The organism is Sphingobium chungangianum, from assembly GCF_977014255.1.
Genome location: NZ_CDRNIV010000006.1, coordinates 1,461,404 through 1,479,507, shown reverse-complemented (window position 1 = coordinate 1,479,507; position 18,104 = coordinate 1,461,404). Strand labels below are relative to the sequence as shown.

The 18,104-nt window shown below is 59.3% G+C and carries 13 protein-coding genes and 1 pseudogene; 10 read left to right on the top strand and 4 right to left on the bottom strand.

Features of this window, described 5'->3' with window-relative positions; genetic code table 11:
* Positions 1 to 52 precede the first annotated feature (52 nt).
* Positions 53 to 1,531 (bottom strand): amidophosphoribosyltransferase, encoded by a 1,479-nt coding sequence (gene purF, locus ACWNC0_RS14350; RefSeq protein WP_449472500.1) that lies wholly within the window; start codon positions 1,529 to 1,531, stop codon positions 53 to 55.
* Positions 1,532 to 1,713: 182 nt separating this feature from the next.
* On the opposite strand from purF, the gene ccmC reads away from it, so the two are divergent.
* The 7 genes from ccmC to ACWNC0_RS14315 all read left to right on the top strand — a co-directional run bounded on the left by ccmC (position 1,714) and on the right by ACWNC0_RS14315 (position 8,627).
* Positions 1,714 to 2,436 (top strand): heme ABC transporter permease CcmC, encoded by a 723-nt coding sequence (gene ccmC, locus ACWNC0_RS14345; protein WP_449472487.1) that lies wholly within the window; start codon positions 1,714 to 1,716, stop codon positions 2,434 to 2,436.
* A gap of 132 nt (positions 2,437 to 2,568) precedes the next feature.
* Positions 2,569 to 3,015, top strand: coding sequence for a cytochrome c maturation protein CcmE (gene ccmE / locus ACWNC0_RS14340; protein ID WP_449472484.1), 447 nt, complete (start codon positions 2,569 to 2,571; stop codon positions 3,013 to 3,015).
* A gap of 46 nt (positions 3,016 to 3,061) precedes the next feature.
* Complete coding sequence (locus tag ACWNC0_RS14335) at positions 3,062 to 4,993, top strand: heme lyase CcmF/NrfE family subunit (protein ID WP_449472482.1); 1,932 nt, start codon at positions 3,062 to 3,064, stop codon at positions 4,991 to 4,993.
* Complete coding sequence (locus ACWNC0_RS14330; RefSeq protein WP_449472480.1) at positions 4,990 to 5,517, top strand: DsbE family thiol:disulfide interchange protein; 528 nt, start codon at positions 4,990 to 4,992, stop codon at positions 5,515 to 5,517. The genes ACWNC0_RS14335 and ACWNC0_RS14330 overlap by 4 nt, the downstream gene beginning before the upstream one ends.
* Complete coding sequence (locus ACWNC0_RS14325; protein WP_449472478.1) at positions 5,514 to 5,924, top strand: cytochrome c-type biogenesis protein; 411 nt, start codon at positions 5,514 to 5,516, stop codon at positions 5,922 to 5,924. Before ACWNC0_RS14330 ends, ACWNC0_RS14325 begins: the two co-directional genes overlap by 4 nt.
* Entirely contained in the window at positions 5,921 to 6,565 is a 645-nt protein-coding gene (locus ACWNC0_RS14320) for a tetratricopeptide repeat protein (RefSeq protein ID WP_449472476.1), read from the top strand. Before ACWNC0_RS14325 ends, ACWNC0_RS14320 begins: the two co-directional genes overlap by 4 nt.
* A 133-nt stretch (positions 6,566 to 6,698) precedes the next feature.
* The gene (locus tag ACWNC0_RS14315; RefSeq protein ID WP_449472474.1) at positions 6,699 to 8,627 is read left to right on the top strand and encodes a potassium transporter Kup; all 1,929 of its coding nucleotides are present in this window, start codon (positions 6,699 to 6,701) and stop codon (positions 8,625 to 8,627) included.
* A gap of 47 nt (positions 8,628 to 8,674) precedes the next feature.
* Here ACWNC0_RS14315 and ACWNC0_RS14310 read toward each other — a convergent pair whose 3' ends face one another.
* Positions 8,675 to 9,139, bottom strand: coding sequence for an Hsp20 family protein (locus tag ACWNC0_RS14310; protein ID WP_196226014.1), 465 nt, complete (start codon positions 9,137 to 9,139; stop codon positions 8,675 to 8,677).
* Positions 9,140 to 9,598: 459 nt separating this feature from the next.
* Here ACWNC0_RS14310 and ACWNC0_RS14305 point away from each other — a divergent pair, with 459 nt between their 5' ends.
* Both ACWNC0_RS14305 and ACWNC0_RS14300 read left to right on the top strand, forming a co-directional pair.
* A complete protein-coding gene (locus tag ACWNC0_RS14305; protein ID WP_449472472.1) occupies positions 9,599 to 10,849 on the top strand; it encodes a lipoprotein-releasing ABC transporter permease subunit in 1,251 nt (416 codons plus the stop codon).
* Positions 10,842 to 11,531, top strand: a complete 690-nt coding sequence (locus ACWNC0_RS14300; RefSeq protein WP_449472470.1) for an ABC transporter ATP-binding protein — start codon at positions 10,842 to 10,844, stop codon at positions 11,529 to 11,531. The genes ACWNC0_RS14305 and ACWNC0_RS14300 overlap by 8 nt, the downstream gene beginning before the upstream one ends.
* Here ACWNC0_RS14300 and ACWNC0_RS14295 read toward each other — a convergent pair.
* A pseudogene (locus ACWNC0_RS14295) lies at positions 11,517 to 13,324 on the bottom strand (diguanylate cyclase). The gene ACWNC0_RS14300 and the pseudogene ACWNC0_RS14295 sit on opposite strands and share 15 nt — an antisense overlap.
* Before the next feature lie 169 nt (positions 13,325 to 13,493).
* Here ACWNC0_RS14295 and dnaE point away from each other — a divergent pair.
* Positions 13,494 to 17,036 carry a DNA polymerase III subunit alpha gene (gene dnaE / locus ACWNC0_RS14290; RefSeq protein ID WP_449472468.1) on the top strand — a complete coding sequence of 1,181 codons (3,543 nt, stop codon included), beginning with the start codon at positions 13,494 to 13,496 and terminating at the stop codon, positions 17,034 to 17,036.
* On the opposite strand, the gene ACWNC0_RS14285 is transcribed toward dnaE, so the two are convergent.
* Positions 17,037 to 18,104, bottom strand: a complete 1,068-nt coding sequence (locus ACWNC0_RS14285) for a PA0069 family radical SAM protein (RefSeq protein WP_449472466.1) — start codon at positions 18,102 to 18,104, stop codon at positions 17,037 to 17,039.

Sequence of the window (18,104 nt, the reverse complement as noted above, 5' to 3'; positions counted from 1 at the left end):
GGAAAGGTAGTAGCTGCCCATGACCGGCAGCCATCCAGAAATGACCTATCGATCAGACGACCCGTTCAGCCAGCAGTTCAAGCTGGTTTTTCACCACGACGTCGTCCTGATCGGTGAGCGTGGTCGGATAGTCGCCGGTAAAGCAGGCGTCGCAATATTGAGGGCGGATGTCGGCCCGTTTCGTTTCGCCCAGCGCCTTGTAGAGGCCGTCGATCGAAATGAAGGAAAGGCTGTCGGCATGGATGAAGTCCTGCATGCCGCCAATGTCCAGGCGATGCGCTAGCAACTTCGTGCGTTCCGGCGTGTCGACGCCGTAGAAGCAGCTATGTTTTGTTGGCGGGCTGGCAATGCGCATATGCACTTCCTTGGCGCCTGCCTCACGCATCATCTGCACGATTTTGAGGCTGGTCGTTCCCCGCACGATAGAATCATCGATAAGAACGACGCGCTTCCCGGCGATTAGGGCGCGATTGGCGTTGTGCTTGAGCTTGACGCCAAGGTGGCGGACCTTGTCGCCTGGCTGGATGAAGGTCCGTCCGATATAGTGGGAACGGATGATGCCCAGTTCGAAGGGAAGCCCTGACTGCTGGGCATAGCCGATGGCTGCAGGCACGCCGCTGTCGGGAACGGGAATGACCAGGTCGGCATCGACAGGATTTTCGATTGCCAGTTGAGCGCCGATCGCCTTGCGTACCGAATAGACGCTTGAACCATCCACGATCGAATCGGGTCGGCTGAAATAGACATGTTCGAAAATGCAGGGGCGCGGGTGCACATCGCCGAAGGGGCGATGGCTGCGCATCTCCCCATCATGAGTGACGATGACTAGCTCACCCGGATCGATGGAGCGAATATGGTCGGCGCCTACTACGTCAAAGGCGACGGTTTCCGACGCGAAAATGGTGGCGTCGCCCAACTTGCCCATGACCAGCGGTCGAATGCCGAGCGGGTCGCGGCACGCGATCATGCCTTCGGGCGTAGTCACGATCAGCGAATAGGCACCCTCGATCTGCTTGAGCGCATCGATGAACTTGTCGAGCAGAGTCCGATAGGTCGAAGTCGCGACCAGATGGATTATCACTTCGGTGTCGGAGGTCGACTGAAAGATTGAGCCGCGACGAATCAGCTCGCGACGGAGCTTCATCGCATTGGAGATATTGCCGTTATGCGCGATGGCGAAGCCGCCGGAGTTAAGCTCGGCATAGAGGGGCTGTACGTTGCGGAGGGATGTTTCACCCGTGGTCGAGTAACGGACGTGACCGGATGCCGTGTGGCCCGGCAGGCCGCGAATCACTTCGTCGCGGTCGAAATTGCCCGCCACATGCCCCATGGCGCGGTGGGTATGGAAGTCGTGACCGTCCCAGCTGGTGATGCCGGCGGCCTCCTGTCCACGGTGTTGAAGCGCATGAAGGCCAAGCGCGACGATCGCCGAAGCGGTCTCGGCTTGAATGACGCCGAAAATGCCGCATTCTTCACGCAGCTTGTCGTCGTCGAACGGGTTTGTCGTAAACATGGGTGCGAGCGGATCCATAGCCGATGCTGTGCGCCTCAAATGGCTGCTGCGCGCGCATATAGTGGTTCGATCCTGATTTGTCGCCTGTCTGAAACAAAAAAGGCTGTTTGGGCGGCCGTGGCAGCGACATTATGTACTGTGCGTAACAGAAAAAGGGCCACTGGCTTTGCGCGTTCGGCGCAGCTAAAGAGCCTTTCCAAATGCATCGCTTCGCCAATCCTGCCCGTTTCCTGACGATCGCTCGGCCGCTGACCACTTGGCTGTTCTGGCCAGGTTTCGTTCTGCTTCTGGTGGGTGCGGGCTGCGGGCTGTTCATCACCCCGGCTGACTATCTCCAGGGCGAGACGGTTCGCATACTCTATATCCATGTGCCCGCGGCATGGCTTGGAATGGCCGGATGGACAGGAATTGCTGTGGCGGCGCTGATGCAGTTGGTCTGGCGACATCCACTGGCCGCTGTTGCGGGACGCGCGATTGCGGTCCCAGGCGCGCTGTTTACGGCTATTTGCCTTGCGACAGGGTCCATTTGGGGGCGCCCCACCTGGGGGACATGGTGGGAGTGGGACGGGCGGATGACGTCCATGCTCGTGCTCCTTTTCCTTTATCTTGGATATATAGCGCTGGCGAATGCCAGTGCGCGTCAGGAACAGGGCGGCGTCAGCGCGGCTACAGCCATTTTCGGCTTGGTAGGCGCGGTCAATATACCGATCATAAACCGCTCCGTCGTGTGGTGGAACAGTCTCCATCAGGGACCTAGCATCACGATGCGCGGGTCGAGTATCGACACCTCGATTCTCTGGCCGCTGGGGCTTACCCTTATCGGTTTTTCCCTTTTGTTCGGGGCGATCGTGTTGATGCGGATGCGCACGATATTGGCGCGCAACAAGGTGGAAGCGCGCATGCAGCGGCTGGCGCGGGGATAATGGCATGAACCAATGGGCTTTCGTCGTCGGCGCTTATGTGCTGACCTTTTCGGGCACCTTGGCCCTCTGCCTTGCATGCTGGCGCTCCATGCGTGACGCAGAGTCGGCTGCACAGAGATTGTCAGACCGTCCATGAAAGCGAAACATCAGCGCCTCATTCTGGCGATCGTCGCATTGTTCGCCTTGATCGGTGCGGGTTTACTCGCGGCATCGGCATTGCGCGACGAAGCCGCCTATTTCTACGCGCCCGCCGACGTTCGTGCCAAAGGTGTCGAACCGGGCAAATCCATTCGTCTGGGCGGCATGGTGGTGAAAGGCAGTCTCAAGCGAGCCGCCGACGGCGTGACAATGCATTTTGACGTGACCGACGGAAAAGCGACCGTTCCTGCCGTTTTCAAGGGCATCGCTCCAGATTTGTTCAAGGAAGGATCCGGCGTGGTCGCGGAAGGATCGTTCGATGGCACGGGTACATTCATCGCCACCAACCTTCTGGCCAAGCATGATGAACGGTACATGCCTCGGGAACTCGAAGGCATTCAGTATAATGAGACGACCCACGAGATGAAGGCAGGCCAGTGAACGTTGTTAGGGTGGCCATAGGGCGGGAACGAGCGGAGAAGGCGGCATGATCGCCGAAGCGGGCTTGGCCGCGCTATGGCTTGCGGCGGCGCTGGCGTTTCTACAACTGAGCCTGGTGGCTTTCGGGCTGGCGGGAAAAAAGAGCGAATTGCTCCAGGCTGTCCGACCAGTAGCCGTCGCCCAAGGCGCTCTCACCGCCATTGCCTTTGTGGCGCTGATAACGCTTTTCATGCGATCGGATATGTCGGTGCTGTTGGTCGCCACCAACAGCCATTCCATGAAGCCGTGGCTTTACAAGTTCGCGGGAACTTGGGGCAACCATGAAGGCTCTATGCTGCTCTGGGTAACGGTCATGGGCGTCGCGGGGTCTGCCGTTGCTCTGTTTGAACGGGCGCTACGGCGGGACACGCATATGGCGACGCTGGGCGGTCAAGCGGCTATCAGCCTGGGGTTTTATGCATTCCTGCTCTTCGCATCCAACCCCTTCGCGCGGATCACTCCTCCCGCAGCGGATGGTCAAGGACTCAATCCTCTGTTGCAGGATCCCGGCCTCGCGTTCCATCCGCCGACCCTTTATCTTGGATATGTCGGCCTCTCCGTCGCCTTCTCCTTTGCCATTGGCGCGCTGCTGACGCGGCGGGTTGATGCAGATTTCGCTAAGGCGATGCGTCCTTGGGTGCTGGCAGCATGGATACTTCTGACGCTCGGAATCACGGCTGGCAGCTACTGGGCCTATTATGAGCTGGGCTGGGGAGGCTGGTGGTTTTGGGATCCTGTGGAAAACGCTTCGTTGATGCCTTGGCTCGCGGCCACGGCCTTGCTGCACAGCGTGACGGTACTCGCCACGCGCGATGCCTTGCGGGCCTGGACAGTGATGCTGGCCGTCATCGCGTTTTCTATGTCGATGGTTGGGACCTTCCTGGTCCGCTCGGGCATATTGACGAGCGTCCACGCCTTCGCCGTTGATCCGGAACGAGGCAGCTTCATCCTGATCCTCCTGGGCCTTTATATCGGCGGCGCGCTGGCGTTGTTCGGATGGCGGGTCGGGGCGGTTCGTGAAGGCGCGCCGTTCGAGCTTGTCAGCCGCGAAACCATGCTGGTGATCAACAATCTGCTGCTGACGGTGATACTGGGCCTGGTGCTGATCGGCACCCTCTATCCGCTGCTGACCGAGGCGTTCGGGCATAAGGTATCGGTTGGTGCTCCTTATTTCGACAGGATAGCTGGCCCGATTGCGCTCATCCTGATGATCGTCATGGTGGCGGGACCATTGACCCGCTGGCGCCGGGACAAGCTGGCAGAGGTTGCCGGGCGCATGATGATTCCGGCAGTCATCGCCTTGATCGCTCTTGCCGTCATGGCAATGCTCGCCTGGGGACGGATTGGCGTGCTGCCGTTCCTTGGGCTGGTCATCGCCTTGGCCGTTGCAGCGGGCAGCGTCGCCCCGTTGTGGAAGCGCAACTTGCGCCGTACGCCGCTGTTTACCTGGGGCATGGTCATCGCTCACCTCGGATGCGCTGTCAGCCTCGCGGGCATGGCTTGCGATTCTGCGTTTACCGTTGAAAAGCTGGCGGCCGTCCGCCCCGGCGACGTCGTCGAAGCTGCCGATTGGAAACTCCGCCTGGTGCAGATTTCGCCGATCGCCGGAGACAATTGGACAGCCTTACAGGCTGACATGGAGGCGAGCAGGGGGAATGGCGCACCGGTTGCCCTGCATCCGCAATCTCGTTTCTTCCCTTCTCCCCCCACGACCACCACTGAAGCGGCCCTGCTGACCCGCTGGAACGGCCAGCTTTATGTGGTGCTCGGCCAAGAGGCGACCGAGGGACGTTGGCAACTTCGGGTCTGGTGGAAGCCCTTTGTCACGCTGATCTGGTTTGGCGGCGGGCTGATTGCCCTTGGTGGCGCATTGGCATTGGTAGGGCGCGAGCGCCGGGGATGGCTTCTTAAATGGCGCAGCAGGACGCTTGCGACATGAAGAAGCTCTTGATTTGGCTACCTCTTGTGTTCTTTGCGGGTTTCTTCATCCTGTTTGCGAGCGGCTTGCTTAAGCCGGACGACCGGGTCATCACCTCCAAGCTCGTCGGCAAGACATTGCCCGAATTCACCTTGCCAGCAGCGGCCAGCGATCGCCCCGCCTTGGCCAGCGCGGAACTGGCAACGGGCAAGCCCCGGCTGTTGAACATCTTCGCCAGTTGGTGCGTGCCGTGCGCTGCGGAAGCTCCGCAGCTTATGGCCCTGAAGCAAGCAGGTGTGGAAATTGACGGGGTCGCGATCCGTGATGCCCGGTCTGATGTCGACCGCTTCCTTCAGCGCTATGGCAATCCATACAGTCGTATCGGCCTTGATGCGCGCAGCAGCGTGCAGATCGCGATTGGCTCCTCCGGCGTGCCGGAAAGCTTCATCATCGATGGAAAGGGGCGCATCGCCTACCAGCATGTCGGTGACATAAGGGCGGATGACATCCCGATGATTCTCCAGCGTTTGGAGGCTGCGCGATGAAATGGCTGCTGACATTGCTTGCATTGCTGATGAGTTCGCCTGTGCTGGCGCAGTCGGCGCTTCCTCCGGCTCCCTATGCAGACCGGCAAATCGATGATCCGGCGCTCGAGCGAAAGGCGAAGGCGCTGATGGAGACGATTCGCTGCCTTACTTGCCAGAGCCAATCTATCGCTGACAGCAACGCCAGTCTGGCAGGTGATATGCGTTCCCAGATCAGGGAGCGGATCATGGCGGGGGAACAACCCGAGCATATCCGGAGCTGGCTCATTGAACGCTATGGCGATTGGGTAAGTTATGAGCCTACGGCGGACCCGGTTCTTTGGCCGCTTTGGGGGGCGCCATTATTGCTGATCGGCCTTGGGTTGTTGCTTGCGCGCGGACGGATCAAGCGGGGGGGACCGCGATGACAGGATGGGTCATAGCAGCTGCGTTAGCTATTTGCCTGATGGCGCTTCTAGTAGCCGTTGGACGCATTCCGCGCGTTTCATGGGAGCTGACGGCTGCCGCTCTGCTACTCGGCCTTGCCGGTTATGCGTGGCAAGGAAATCCTGGCTTGGCGGGAGCGCCCAGAAATGCTGCTGCTTCAACCGGCAAGCAGTTTGATGAACAAGTCGCCCAACTGCGCCGCGGCATGGCGGAACGCTATGGTCCGGCAGGGCAATGGTTGATGCTCTCAGACGGCCTTGGCAGGCAGGGCAAGACGAAGGAATCGGCGAACGTGTTGCTCGCCGGGATCAAACAATCGCCGGGTGATCCCAACCTGTGGTTGGGTCTGGGCAACGCGCTTGTGGCACATGCGGGAGGCGTGGTGTCGCCGAGCGCTGACTTTGCTTACCGGCGCGCCATGTCGCTTGACCCACAAGCGCCTGCTCCGCCCTATTTCTACGGCCTGGCTCTCGTTCGAGCGGGCCAGTTGCAGGCCGCCCGCGATCTTTGGGCGCCTTTGGCTGCAAGGGCGCCTGAAGGCTCGAAAATCAAGGCGGAACTGGAGCTTAACATTGAGCGTATCGACGCGATGCTGGCTGACAGCGCGCCTGCGGTTCAATGACATGGCTCGTCAATTGCGCTGCTCAGGGAGGCGTGATAGGGCGCGCGCCATCCTTGTGAGTTAAGCGGGATTGTCCCCGTGCGCATGCCTTGGCTTGAGTGTCGTATGATCATGACCATCTGGCGTTTCCTTCATGGCTGATCAATTGGCGAGCGCCGTCGCGAGCGCGCAGGACGACGAGTCCGAAGGACATAGCCACGCGGGCCAGAAAGCGACGGCCAAGCTTGTCGTCGGGGCGATCGGCATCGTGTTCGGCGACATCGGCACCAGCCCGCTCTACGCTTTTCGTGAAACTTTCGCGGGCCATCATCATCTGGCACTCGATCCCGATCACATCCTTGGCGTCATCAGCCTGATGTTCTGGTCGATGATGCTGGTCGTGACGCTGAAATATGTCTCGATCATCATGCGCGCCGACAACAAGGGCGAAGGTGGCAGCCTTGCGCTGCTCGCGCTGATCAACGGACAGACAAAGACTCAGCGATGGTCGCGCGGCATCGTCCTTTTGGGCGTGTTCGCGACCTCGCTTTTCTACGGCGATTCCATGATCACCCCCGCGGTGTCAGTGTTGTCGGCTGTGGAAGGCCTCGCCGTTTATAACTCTGAACTGGCGCCCGCGATTCTACCTGCCGCAGTGATCATATTGGTGTGCCTGTTTTGGATTCAGGGCTTTGGGACCAATCGCGTCGCTGCCCTATTCGGCCCCATCATGCTGGTGTATTTCGTCACGATCGCGGCCCTGGGCATCATCAGCATAATCAAGACGCCTGGCATTCTCCTAGCGTTCAATCCCTATTGGGCGTTCATGTTCTTCATGACCGATCCGTTGCCGGCCTTCCTCGCCTTGGGCGCGGTCGTCCTTGCGGTGACCGGGGCGGAAGCGCTGTATGCCGATATGGGTCATTTCGGGCGCAGCCCGATCCGCGTGTCCTGGCTTTGCTTCGTCCTGCCGGCATTGATGATGAACTATATGGGGCAGGGGGCTCTGCTGTTTCGCGAAGGCGCGGCTGCGCTCCACAGCCCCTTCTATCATCTGGCACCCCAATGGGCACAGTTGCCTCTGATCGGCCTCGCGACTTTAGCAGCGATAATTGCCAGCCAGGCAGTCATTTCCGGCGCCTTTTCAGTGACGCAGCAGGCGATCCAACTGGGCTTCATGCCCCGCTTGCGGATCGCGCATACCAGTGCCTCGACCGCGGGGCAGATATATATCCCCCTCATCAATTGGGGATTGATGGTGATGGTCATCCTGCTGGTACTGGTGTTCCAGACATCGTCCAATCTGACTGCCGCCTATGGCATCGCCGTCACCGGAGCGATGTTCATCGACAATCTGCTGCTAACCGTGCTGCTCTATCGGCTGTGGAAGTGGCGCTGGTATTATTCCGCACCCTTGCTTGCGGTATTCTTCATTGTGGACGGCGCATATCTCGCGGCCAACTTTACCAAGGTTCCGGATGGCGGCTGGTTCCCGCTGCTAATCGGGTTCGTCGTATTCACGCTGCTGACCACATGGTCGCGTGGACGTCGGTTGGTGCAGGATCGCTTGCGCGAAGGCGCGATGCCAATCCCTGTGTTCGTAGCCTCGGCCGCTAACAGCGCCGTGCGCGTTCCGGGGACGGCCGTGTTCATGACATCCACGCCAAACGGCGTTCCCCATGCCTTGCTCCACAATCTGAAACATAACAAGGTGTTGCATGAGCGGGTCATCCTGCTGACTGTGAAGATCAAGGACGTTCCAGTCGTTGAGGATGATGGCCGATGCAGGCTGGAGGATCTCGGGAAAGGATTCTTCCGCCTTGTTCTGGAATATGGGTTCATGCAGGAACCGGACGTTCCAGCGGCCCTTAAGAATGTCACCGGATGTGGTCAGGCATTTAGGATGATGGAGACCAGTTTCTTCCTGGCACGCCAAACGCTGTTGCCGTCTGCCAATCCAGGAATGCCCCTGTGGCGAGAAAAAATCTTCGCCTGGATGCTGCGAAACGCGGAAAGCGCGATGGAGTTCTTCCGCCTGCCCACTAACCGCGTGGTCGAACTGGGTAGCCAGGTAGAGATTTGAGATGCAAAAAGGGCGCGACCTTCAGGCCGCGCCCCATGAACATCCGATCAGGCTGCGTCGCGATCCTTGTTGATATCGACCAGCTGCCCGCCATTCACAGCGATCTTCTTTGGCTTCATCGCTTCAGGAATTTCGCGGACGAGTTCGATCGTCAGCAGGCCGTCCGCAAGATCGGCTTTTTCCACCCGCACGAAGTCGGCCAGCTCGAAACGCCGCTCGAAACTGCGATTGGCGATGCCGACATGCAGGAATTTGGAGCGATCAGAGTTCGGGCTATCTTCCTTGCGTCCGACAACCTGCAACAGATTTTGTTGAGCAGTGATATCGATTTCGTCAGGCCGAAAGCCCGCCACCGCAAGCGTAACCCGATAGCGGTCTTCCGAAAGACGCTCTATATTGAAAGGGGGATAATTGTCGCCCTGCTGCAACCGGGCATTGTTTTCGATCAGATCGAAAAGTCGGTCGAAACCCACAGTGGAGCGGCGATAGGGGGTAAGGTCAAAACCACGCATGTCATAATCTCCATCAGAGCAAAATGATCATACCGGACCCATGCTGGCGTCCGGCGATACGATGCGCGACCCCATCAGGCGGCCGTGCGTCGTTGATATGGTTGAACGAAATCGGGTTTCAAGAGGCCTGTTTCGGCCGGAATCAAAAGTGCCCGGATCGTGTTTCCACGATCCGGGCACTAATGGACGATTGCTCGTCTCCCCCTTGGTCTGCCTCAACCACTTCTCAGCCCCCTAAGCTTGAAGCGGGAAGCAGTATCCCTGAACCACGGCCATTAACCTGTGCTTCGATGACTTTGCTATGGCTCCGAAGGCCCGCTGTCACGGGCTATTTCCGTACGGGAAGATTTTAGCTTCACGCCTGTGGCTGAGGTGCAACAATCTGCGATGCTTGCCGTTAGTTGAGACCCTGCTAGACGGGCAGTAATTAACATCACGCAAAGGGCCGTTCGCGCCACCATGATCTTGTCACGCTACGAACGTATGATTGCCAAGCGCTATCTGCTGCCTGGGAAGGGGGAGGGATTCATTTTCCTCGTCGCCGGGATAAGCCTCGCCGCCGTGATGTTGGGGGTAGCCGCGCTCATCATCGTGATGAGTGTGATGAACGGGTTCCGCGCTGAGTTGTTCGACAAAATTGTGGGACTGAATGGCCATGCGGTGGTGCAGGGCTATGGTGGACGGTTGCCCGATTGGCGATCCATATTGAAAGAAGCAAAGGCGACGCCCGGCGTCACCAGCGCAACGCCGCTTATCGAACAGCCGCTGCTCGGCAGCTTTCAGGGACGGGTCGAAGCGGTCCTCGTCCGGGGCATGACCGTCAAGGACATCCGGAACAATGCTACACTGAAGGCGAAGGTGCTGGCAGGGAGCATGGATAACCTCACCGCCAACGCGGGCAAGGTTGGCATAGGATCGCGACTGGCTGAAAATCTGGGCCTTCAGCTTGGCGACAGCATCACCATAATCAATCCCGCAGGGCGATCGACGCCGTTCGGCACTGTGCCGCGCCAGATATCCTATCAGGTGGCGGCGATCTTTGAGGTGGGTGTCTACGACTACGACAAGGCGTTCGTCGTGATGCCTGTAGAAGATGCGCAGACCCTATTGTTGCTCGGCGACGTGGTCGGGATGATCGAGATCGAGACTGTGGACGCTGACCGGGTGGGAACGATCTTGGAACCGCTGGCTGGAAAGGTTGCCGGTCGCGCTGTCGTGACCGATTGGCGCCAGATGAACGCGTCCCTTTTTGAAGCGCTGGCCGTTGAACGGGTCGCGATGTTCGTGGTGCTTTCGATCATCGTGCTGGTCGCGGTTTTCAACATCCTTTCCTCGCTGATCATGCTGGTGCGAGCGAAAACACGTGACATCGCGATCTTGCGAACGATGGGCGCAAGCCGGGTTGGGCTCGTCAAGATATTCATGACCGTGGGCGTGACCATCGGATCGCTCGGCATGGTGGCCGGGATGGTGCTGGGCTTCACCTTCCTGTTTTTCCGGCAGAGTGTGGTGAATGCGATCCAGTTCCTGACCGGGCAGAATTTGTGGGATCCCTCGATCCGTTTTCTGACCGAACTGCCGGCCAAGCCAGATCCCATCGAAATCACGATCATCTGCCTGATGGCGTTGATTTTCAGTTTTCTTGCTACGCTCTATCCAGCCTTCAAGGCTGCCAATACCGATCCCGTTCAGGTGCTGCGCTATGAATGACATATTGAAGGTTGCGGGCCTGAAGCGCAGCTTCACTCAAGGAGGTGTCACGATCGAGGTCCTGCGCGGCGTCGACCTGACCGTCGGAGAGGGAGAGATCGTGGCGCTGCTCGGGCCGTCAGGGTCCGGCAAATCGACCCTGTTGCAGGCGGTTGGTCTGTTGGAAGGGGGATTCGACGGGTCTATCCGCATCGATGGTGAGGAAGCTGCGCGCCTCGATAATGACGGGCGGACGCGCTTGCGCAGGGATGCGTTGGGCTTCGTATATCAATTCCACCATCTGCTGCCGGATTTCAACGCGGCCGAAAATGTCATCCTCCCCCAGGTTATCCGCGACAAGGAGTTCCATGCGGCACGTGCACGTGCTGAGTTGCTCCTGACATCCTTGGGCCTTGGTCATCGTCTGGATCATCGGCCGAGCCAACTTTCTGGTGGCGAGCAGCAACGCGTGGCGGTGGCGCGGGCACTTGCCAATCGTCCTGCCTTGATCCTGGCCGATGAACCCACGGGGAATCTGGATGAACGGACAGCCGATATCGTCCTGGCCGAGTTTCTCCGCCTTGTGCGGGAGGAAGGCTCAGCCGCTCTGGTCGCGACCCATAATGAAAGGCTCGCGGAGAAGATGGATCGCGTCGTCCGCCTTCATGAAGGGTTGCTGGAAGAAGCTTCAGGCCTGAACTGAGGCATCTTCACGGACAGTGGCTACCACGATCTGGTCTCGTCCTTGCGCCTTTGCGCGAAGGAGCGCGGCGTCGGCGGTTTGGACGAGCTGCGCAGGTTTGCCATGATCCGGATAGGCGGCGAGACCGAATGAAGCTGTGATGGGGCCAAGCTCTTGATGACCATGCTGCACGCGCAGATTCTGAATCCTCGCTTGGACCTGCCGCGCTCGATCACTCGCCTGATCCAATGAGAATCCAGGCATCAACAGCACGAACTCCTCTCCACCCAAGCGGAAGGCGAAACCGTCTTCACGGAGCGAGTCATCGAGCACACCGCCCACGGCCCGCAGCACCGCATCTCCGGCATCATGGCCATATGCGTCATTGAAGCGTTTGAAATGATCGATGTCGATCATGAGGCACGCCAGAGGAGAGCGATCGCGCGTGCTGACCGCCACCGCGTCTTCAAGTGCGGTGTCGAACCGCCTCCTGTTGGCGAGGCCGGTCAACGCATCGACCATCGCCATTTCTCGCAGCGCATCGCGGAGGCGGAGGTTTGCCAGCGCCAGCCCGATATTTTCGGCCAGCATCTCCAGATATTTCTCGGTCCTCTCGATCTGATCGGCTGCGAGGCTGCTGGGCTCTTCGAAATAAAGGAGACCAATGGTCTCACCTTGCGCAGCCAGCGGGATGCAGATGGTCGAAGCCGAACATTGCCCGCCCAGATGTTCGCAAGGAATGTCGATTATGTTCCCCGAAGGCCGGTGCGTCTGGCCGCGACGCAATCCCCAGCAGCTTGAAGGGGAAACTCCTCGTTTGACCATAGTGGCGACAACCAGTCGCAGGCTTGGCGCATCGCATTCCGGCGTGCGTCGTGGATGTACAGCCTGCCCGCGAAACCAGGTGCGATTTCCGGAGCGAACCGTCGCACGACGTCGATGAGATCGGAGCTGTTGTCGCAACCCTGAAGGCGCTGTGTCATGCGGGAAAGAAGGTCCTGCATGATCCGGTCAGCGTCGCGTTCTTTCTCCAAACGTTGCCGCTCTAGGCCATTTTCGCGGAAGATCCGGATCGCCTGGGCCATATCTCCGATTTCGTCGACATGCGAAAATTCCGGCGGGATTGCTGCAAAATCCTGCGCGGCCAAGCGGGTAACTACATCGCTCAGGCGAACGACGGGGTGCAGGATGCGCTGTTTGAGAATGAAATAAAGAACACAGAGAAAAAGGAGCGCCGTGGCGCCGAGCATGATTTCGGACATGCTCCGCCATTGCCGCGCAGTCGTTGTGGCACGGGCGATCATCGCTTCGGTACGTTGATCCAGCATGTACTGGAACTTGCCGATCTGGGCGCCGATGCGGTCGAGTTCGCGGCCATATTCATCGCCGAACAATATTGTCCGGGCAGTGTCGCGGTTGCCGGCCTCGACGGCGCGTAAGGCCGCTTCCTGCTCATCGGTGAGAGCGTCGGTCCAATGTAGGGCGTCGCGAAGAGCACGAAGTTCGGCCTCCGTCGCACCCGCATCACGCAACCTGTCGATACGCTGTTCGACCGAGCGCAGTGCAGCTTTCTCGCGCCGGTATGCAATGACGTGAGTGGGATCTCCGGTAATCGAGAATGCCCGCGCCTGCTCCGTCTGGCGGTAGCTGTCTTCGAGCAACGCGGCCGTGAGCTGATCAAAGACCGCGCGCTGCTCGACTGCGGTGCGTTCCGCCTTTTCAGCGCCTGATGCCATGAGCATCGTCGTGCCGGAAGCGAGCGTCAGGAGTACGGTGGCGCCATAAGCCCAGTTGGTGATCGTGGATAAACGCATATGCGTGCAATTATGTGTGAGAAGTTGGAGAATGCTTAATCATGGGGCAAGCGGCCCGGAGATTGCGCCACATTGGCGCAGCTTGGGAGCAGACGGACGCCGCCGTTTATCCACAGCATTTCTCAAGAAGGACTGGCGCCCGAGGTGGTAGCGGCGCTATCAATGCCGAATGCCTCATGCCGGTTTTGTACCCCTTCGCATTTTTTCCTCTTTCACCATGTTGGAAGGCGCGATCGAGCCGAAGAAGATCGCGAAGCAAGCGCGAACGCTGGGCTTTCCGGCCGCAGCGATCACTGACCGCAATGGCCTTTATGGGTCGATGGCTTTTTCAGATGCCTGCAAGGGCGAGGGCGTTCAGCCGATAATCGGAGCCATGCTGGGCATATTGCGGCCGGGGCGCCCTGCCAATGCCGCTGCCGTGCATGATTGGCTGGCGCTTTATGCCCAGGATGAAGCTGGATATGATAATCTTTGTGCGCTGGTTTCGATGGCCCACCTCGACCGTCCGGTCGAAGAAGTTCCCCACGTTACCCTGGATACGCTGGTGGGCCGGACGGAAGGGCTTATCGCTCTGACCGCTGGGGCGGAGGGAGCGCTTGCTCGATTGTTCGCGGAGGACCAGCCCGACGCCGCGTTTGCCTATGCTGACCGGCTTCAGACCCTCTTTCCGGATCGCCTATATGTCGAAATTTGCCGGAGGCTTGATCCCATCGAAGGCAGGGCGGAAGCTGAATTGCTCGAACTTGCCTATTCGCGTGATCTGCCGCTGATCGCTACCAATCCGACCTGCTTTGCTGAGCCTCACTTTCACGAGGCGCATGATGTGATGCTCTGCATCGCCGACGGGGCCTATGTTGAAACTCCCGACCGGCGGACGAGTTCGCCTGACGCCTGGATGAAACCGGCCGCAGAGATGAAGCGGCTGTTTGAGGATTTGCCGGAGGCGCTAGCCAACACGCTTGTAGTCGCCCAACGCTGCGCGGTCGCTGCACCAAAACGCAAGCCTATCCTGCCGAGTCTCGCTGGCGACATCGAAGGCGAAGCGCAGATGTTGCGGGAGCAGGCAACGGCAGGACTGGAGTGGCGGCTGGAAAAGGCAGGGATTGAGGGAGATGAGGCCCGCCAGCCCTATTTCGACCGGCTGAAATTCGAAACCGACATCATCATTCAGATGGGTTTCCCCGGCTACTTCCTGATCGTTGCCGACTTCATCAAATGGGCGAAGGAACAGGATATTCCCGTGGGTCCGGGCCGCGGTTCGGGCGCTGGCTCGGTGGTTGCCTGGGCGCTCACCATTACCGATCTTGATCCCCTGCAACTGGGGTTGCTGTTCGAACGATTCCTCAACCCCGAACGCGTTTCCATGCCGGACTTCGACATCGATTTCTGCGAAACGCGACGCGGTGAAGTGATCCGCTATGTTCAGCAGAAATATGGCTCCGACCATGTGGCGCAGATCATCACCTTCGGTAAGTTGAAGGCGCGCGCGGTGCTGAAGGATACCGGACGCGTTCTGCAGATGAGCTATGGGCATGTGGACCGCCTTGCCAAGCTGGTGCCCAATCATCCGACTGATCCCTGGACGCTGGAACGCTCCTTGAACGGCGTGGCAGAGTTCAAGGCCGAATATGACAATGACAATCAAGTCAAACGACTGATCGACTATGCGATGAAGCTGGAGGGGTTCCCCCGACATAGCTCAACGCATGCGGCGGGCGTCGTCATTGGCGACCGGCCGCTGTCACAGCTTGTGCCGCTCTATCGCGATCCGCGGTCGGACATGCCGGTGACCCAGTTCGACATGAAATATGTCGAAGGCGCGGGATTGGTAAAGTTCGACTTCCTGGGTCTCAAAACGCTGTCTGTTCTGCAAAAGGCGGTCCAGCTGCTGGCTGGGCGCGGCGTCGAGATCGATTTGAGCATCCTCAGTTGGGACGATCCGGCAGTCTATGACCTTCTTCAGCGGGGCGACACGGTCGGCGTGTTCCAGCTGGAATCGGAAGGCATGCGCAAGACGCTGGCCGCCGTTCGGCCCACCAATTTCGGCGATATCATCGCGCTCGTTTCGCTCTATCGGCCCGGTCCGATGGACAATATTCCTATGTTCGGGCGCCGTAAAAATGGCCAGGAAGATATTGAATATCCTCATATTCTCCTGAAGCCTATCCTCGAAGAGACCTACGGCATCTTCGTCTATCAGGAACAGGTGATGCAGGCCGCCCAGATCTTGGCGGGCTATTCCCTGGGGGACGCTGACCTTCTTCGTCGTGCCATGGGCAAGAAGATCAAGGCGGAAATGGATGCTCAGCGAGCGCGGTTTGTGGAAGGTTGCGCCGGGAGCGACATTCCGGCCGCCAAAGCCAATGAGCTGTTCGATTTGATCGACAAGTTTGCGGGCTATGGCTTCAACAAGTCCCACGCCGCGGCCTATGCGCTGCTTGCCTATCAGACGGCCTGGTTGAAAGCGCATTATCCGGCGGAATTCTATGCCGCCTCGATGGCGTTCGATATCCATCTCACGGATAAGCTGACCATCTTTGTCGATGACATGCGGCGCATGGGCCTCAGCTGCCTTGCGCCCGACATCAATCGCAGCCTTGCCGACTTCTCCGTTGAACCGATCCAGCATGAGGGTGGGGATGCGCGCCTTGGTTTCGCGGTGCGCTATGCCTTGGGGGGGCTAAAGGGCGTCGGCGAAAAGGCGATGGAGCAGCTGGTTGCCGAGCGGGATGCGGGTGGGTCGTTCAAGTCCCTCGATGACTTTGCAGACCGGATAGAGCCGCGATTATTGAACCGCCGCCAGCTTGAAAGTCTCGCAGCATCAGGCGCGTTCGACGAAATCCATCCCGACCGGGCTGGAGTGCATGCAGCGGCGGATACTATCCTGAGCGTTGCCGCCAGTGCTGCTGAAGCGCGCGAAAGCGGGCAGGGCGGCTTGTTTGGTGACGTCGAGACGCCGCATGCAGACGTCCGAATTCCGCCCCATCAGACTTGGTCCACTGCGGACAGGATGGCGCAGGAAAAGGAAGCCTTTGGCTTCTACTTCTCGGCGCACCCTGTTGATCGCTATCGTCATCTGGCTGAGGCGCGTGGCGCTAGGAGCTACGGAGCGATCTGTTCCGAACAGGTGGCGGAGGGCGGGCGCGCCAATGCGGTCATGGCCGCGATGGTGGAAGAGGTGCGCTGGCGCGAAACGCGACGCGGTGCGCGATATGCGGCAGCGACCTTCTCCGACAGCAGCGGACAATTCCAGGCGAGTTGCTTCGATGAAGATGCATGCAAGGCTATCGAGGTTATGGCGCGGGACGGTGATTGCGCCCTGTTGATGGTAGAGCTGGATCGTATGCCGGGCGAGGAAACACCTCGCGTGACGGTCAGAGGCGTGGAGCAGTTTAACCAACTCGCCAGCGCATCGCGGATGGAATTGGTCGTGGATGTCCAGGATGCCTCAGCCGTTGACGCGTTGGCGGAACTGCTGCTGCGCAACAGGGGCGGGCGCAGCGAAGTTTTCCTGCGTACCCCATTGGCGAGCGGAAAGGCTGCACGGATGTTCGTTGGGGATGATTTCCTTATTGGGGCGGATCAGGTGGACGCGATCGCGCTCATTCCGGGCTTGTCCATCCAAAGATTCGAACGGATGGAGCCGAAAGCGGATGGGTATCGGGCACGGACACGGCGCTCTGGCTTCAGGCTGGTCGCGGCAACGGCCTGATCAAAAGAGTTGAAGCTGCGGACCTGCGGGCGGACGGAACAGGTCGGTCCTGAGTGTAAGCCTCTCGCCTGAAAAGCCGACGCGTTTTCGCGCTTTGATGAAACGGGTGCGTATCAGGTCGGCCCAAACCCCCTGTCCTCGCATTCTGGTCCCAAAATCAGGATCATTGTCGCGGCCTCTCCTAATTTCACGAATGATTCCCATGACCTTCGCGGCTCGGTCTGGGTAATGTTCTTGGAGCCAAGCGCGGAATAGGGGCGCCACTTCGAAGGGAAGTCGCACCGGAATGAAGGTGGCGTCGCGAGCCCCGGCGGCAGCGACGGTGTCGATTATGGATTCTATCTCATGATCCGTGATGGCGGGAATGATGGGAGAAACGCTGGCGACGACCGGCACGCCCGCTTGCGCCAACTGACGGATAGCCTCCACCCGCCGAAGTGGATGGGCCGCGCGAGGTTCGAGAGTGCGCGCAACCTTTGGATCAAGGGTCGTTACGGAGATCATCACGGCAACGAGCCGGTCGCGCGCCATCTCTTTCAGCAGATCAAGGTCGCGAAGAACCCGGTCGGACTTTGTCGTGATGAAGAGTGGGTGGCGGCATTCAGCTAATATCTCAATAGATTGGCGGGTGATCTTCCAATTCCGTTCGATCGGTTGATAGGGATCGGTATTGGTCCCCATGGCGATTGGGGAGACTCTGTAGGACGGCTTTGACAGTTCGGCGCGGAGCAGGGCGGGCGCATCCGGCTTGGCGAAGAGGCGGGTTTCGAAATCCAGGCCGGGTGACAGATCGTGATAGGCGTGGGTTGGCCGGGCGAAACAGTAGATGCATCCATGTTCGCAGCCTCGATAAGCGTTGATCGATTGGCTAAAGGAGAGATCAGGCGACTTGTTGCGGCTGATGATAGCCCGGGGATGTTCGACGGTGACCTGTGTGCGACGGCGCGGTACGGGGCCATCTATGGCATCAAGCGTATCGAGCCAGTCGCCGTCAGCGATCTGTTCCGCGATATTGAAGCGGTGACTAGCGACATTCAACGTCGCGCCTCGACCCTTTTCAGCAACCAT

Bases quoted from the DNA above. Each gene is read 5' to 3' on its own strand.
- ACWNC0_RS14320 (WP_449472476.1), top strand. From the start codon at position 5,921: ATGACAGGATGGGTCATAGCAGCTGCGTTAGCTATTTGCCTGATGGCG.
- ACWNC0_RS14310 (WP_196226014.1), bottom strand. From the start codon at position 9,139: ATGCGTGGTTTTGACCTTACCCCCTATCGCCGCTCCACTGTGGGTTTC.
- ACWNC0_RS14325 (WP_449472478.1), top strand. From the start codon at position 5,514: ATGAAATGGCTGCTGACATTGCTTGCATTGCTGATGAGTTCGCCTGTG.
- ACWNC0_RS14335 (WP_449472482.1), top strand. From the start codon at position 3,062: ATGATCGCCGAAGCGGGCTTGGCCGCGCTATGGCTTGCGGCGGCGCTG.
- ACWNC0_RS14300 (WP_449472470.1), top strand. From the start codon at position 10,842: ATGAATGACATATTGAAGGTTGCGGGCCTGAAGCGCAGCTTCACTCAA.
- dnaE (WP_449472468.1), top strand. From the start codon at position 13,494: ATGCCTCATGCCGGTTTTGTACCCCTTCGCATTTTTTCCTCTTTCACC.
- ccmE (WP_449472484.1), top strand. From the start codon at position 2,569: ATGAAAGCGAAACATCAGCGCCTCATTCTGGCGATCGTCGCATTGTTC.
- ccmC (WP_449472487.1), top strand. From the start codon at position 1,714: ATGCATCGCTTCGCCAATCCTGCCCGTTTCCTGACGATCGCTCGGCCG.
- purF (WP_449472500.1), bottom strand. From the start codon at position 1,531: ATGGATCCGCTCGCACCCATGTTTACGACAAACCCGTTCGACGACGAC.
- ACWNC0_RS14285 (WP_449472466.1), bottom strand. From the start codon at position 18,104: ATGGTTGCTGAAAAGGGTCGAGGCGCGACGTTGAATGTCGCTAGTCAC.
- ACWNC0_RS14315 (WP_449472474.1), top strand. From the start codon at position 6,699: ATGGCTGATCAATTGGCGAGCGCCGTCGCGAGCGCGCAGGACGACGAG.
- ACWNC0_RS14305 (WP_449472472.1), top strand. From the start codon at position 9,599: ATGATCTTGTCACGCTACGAACGTATGATTGCCAAGCGCTATCTGCTG.
- ACWNC0_RS14330 (WP_449472480.1), top strand. From the start codon at position 4,990: ATGAAGAAGCTCTTGATTTGGCTACCTCTTGTGTTCTTTGCGGGTTTC.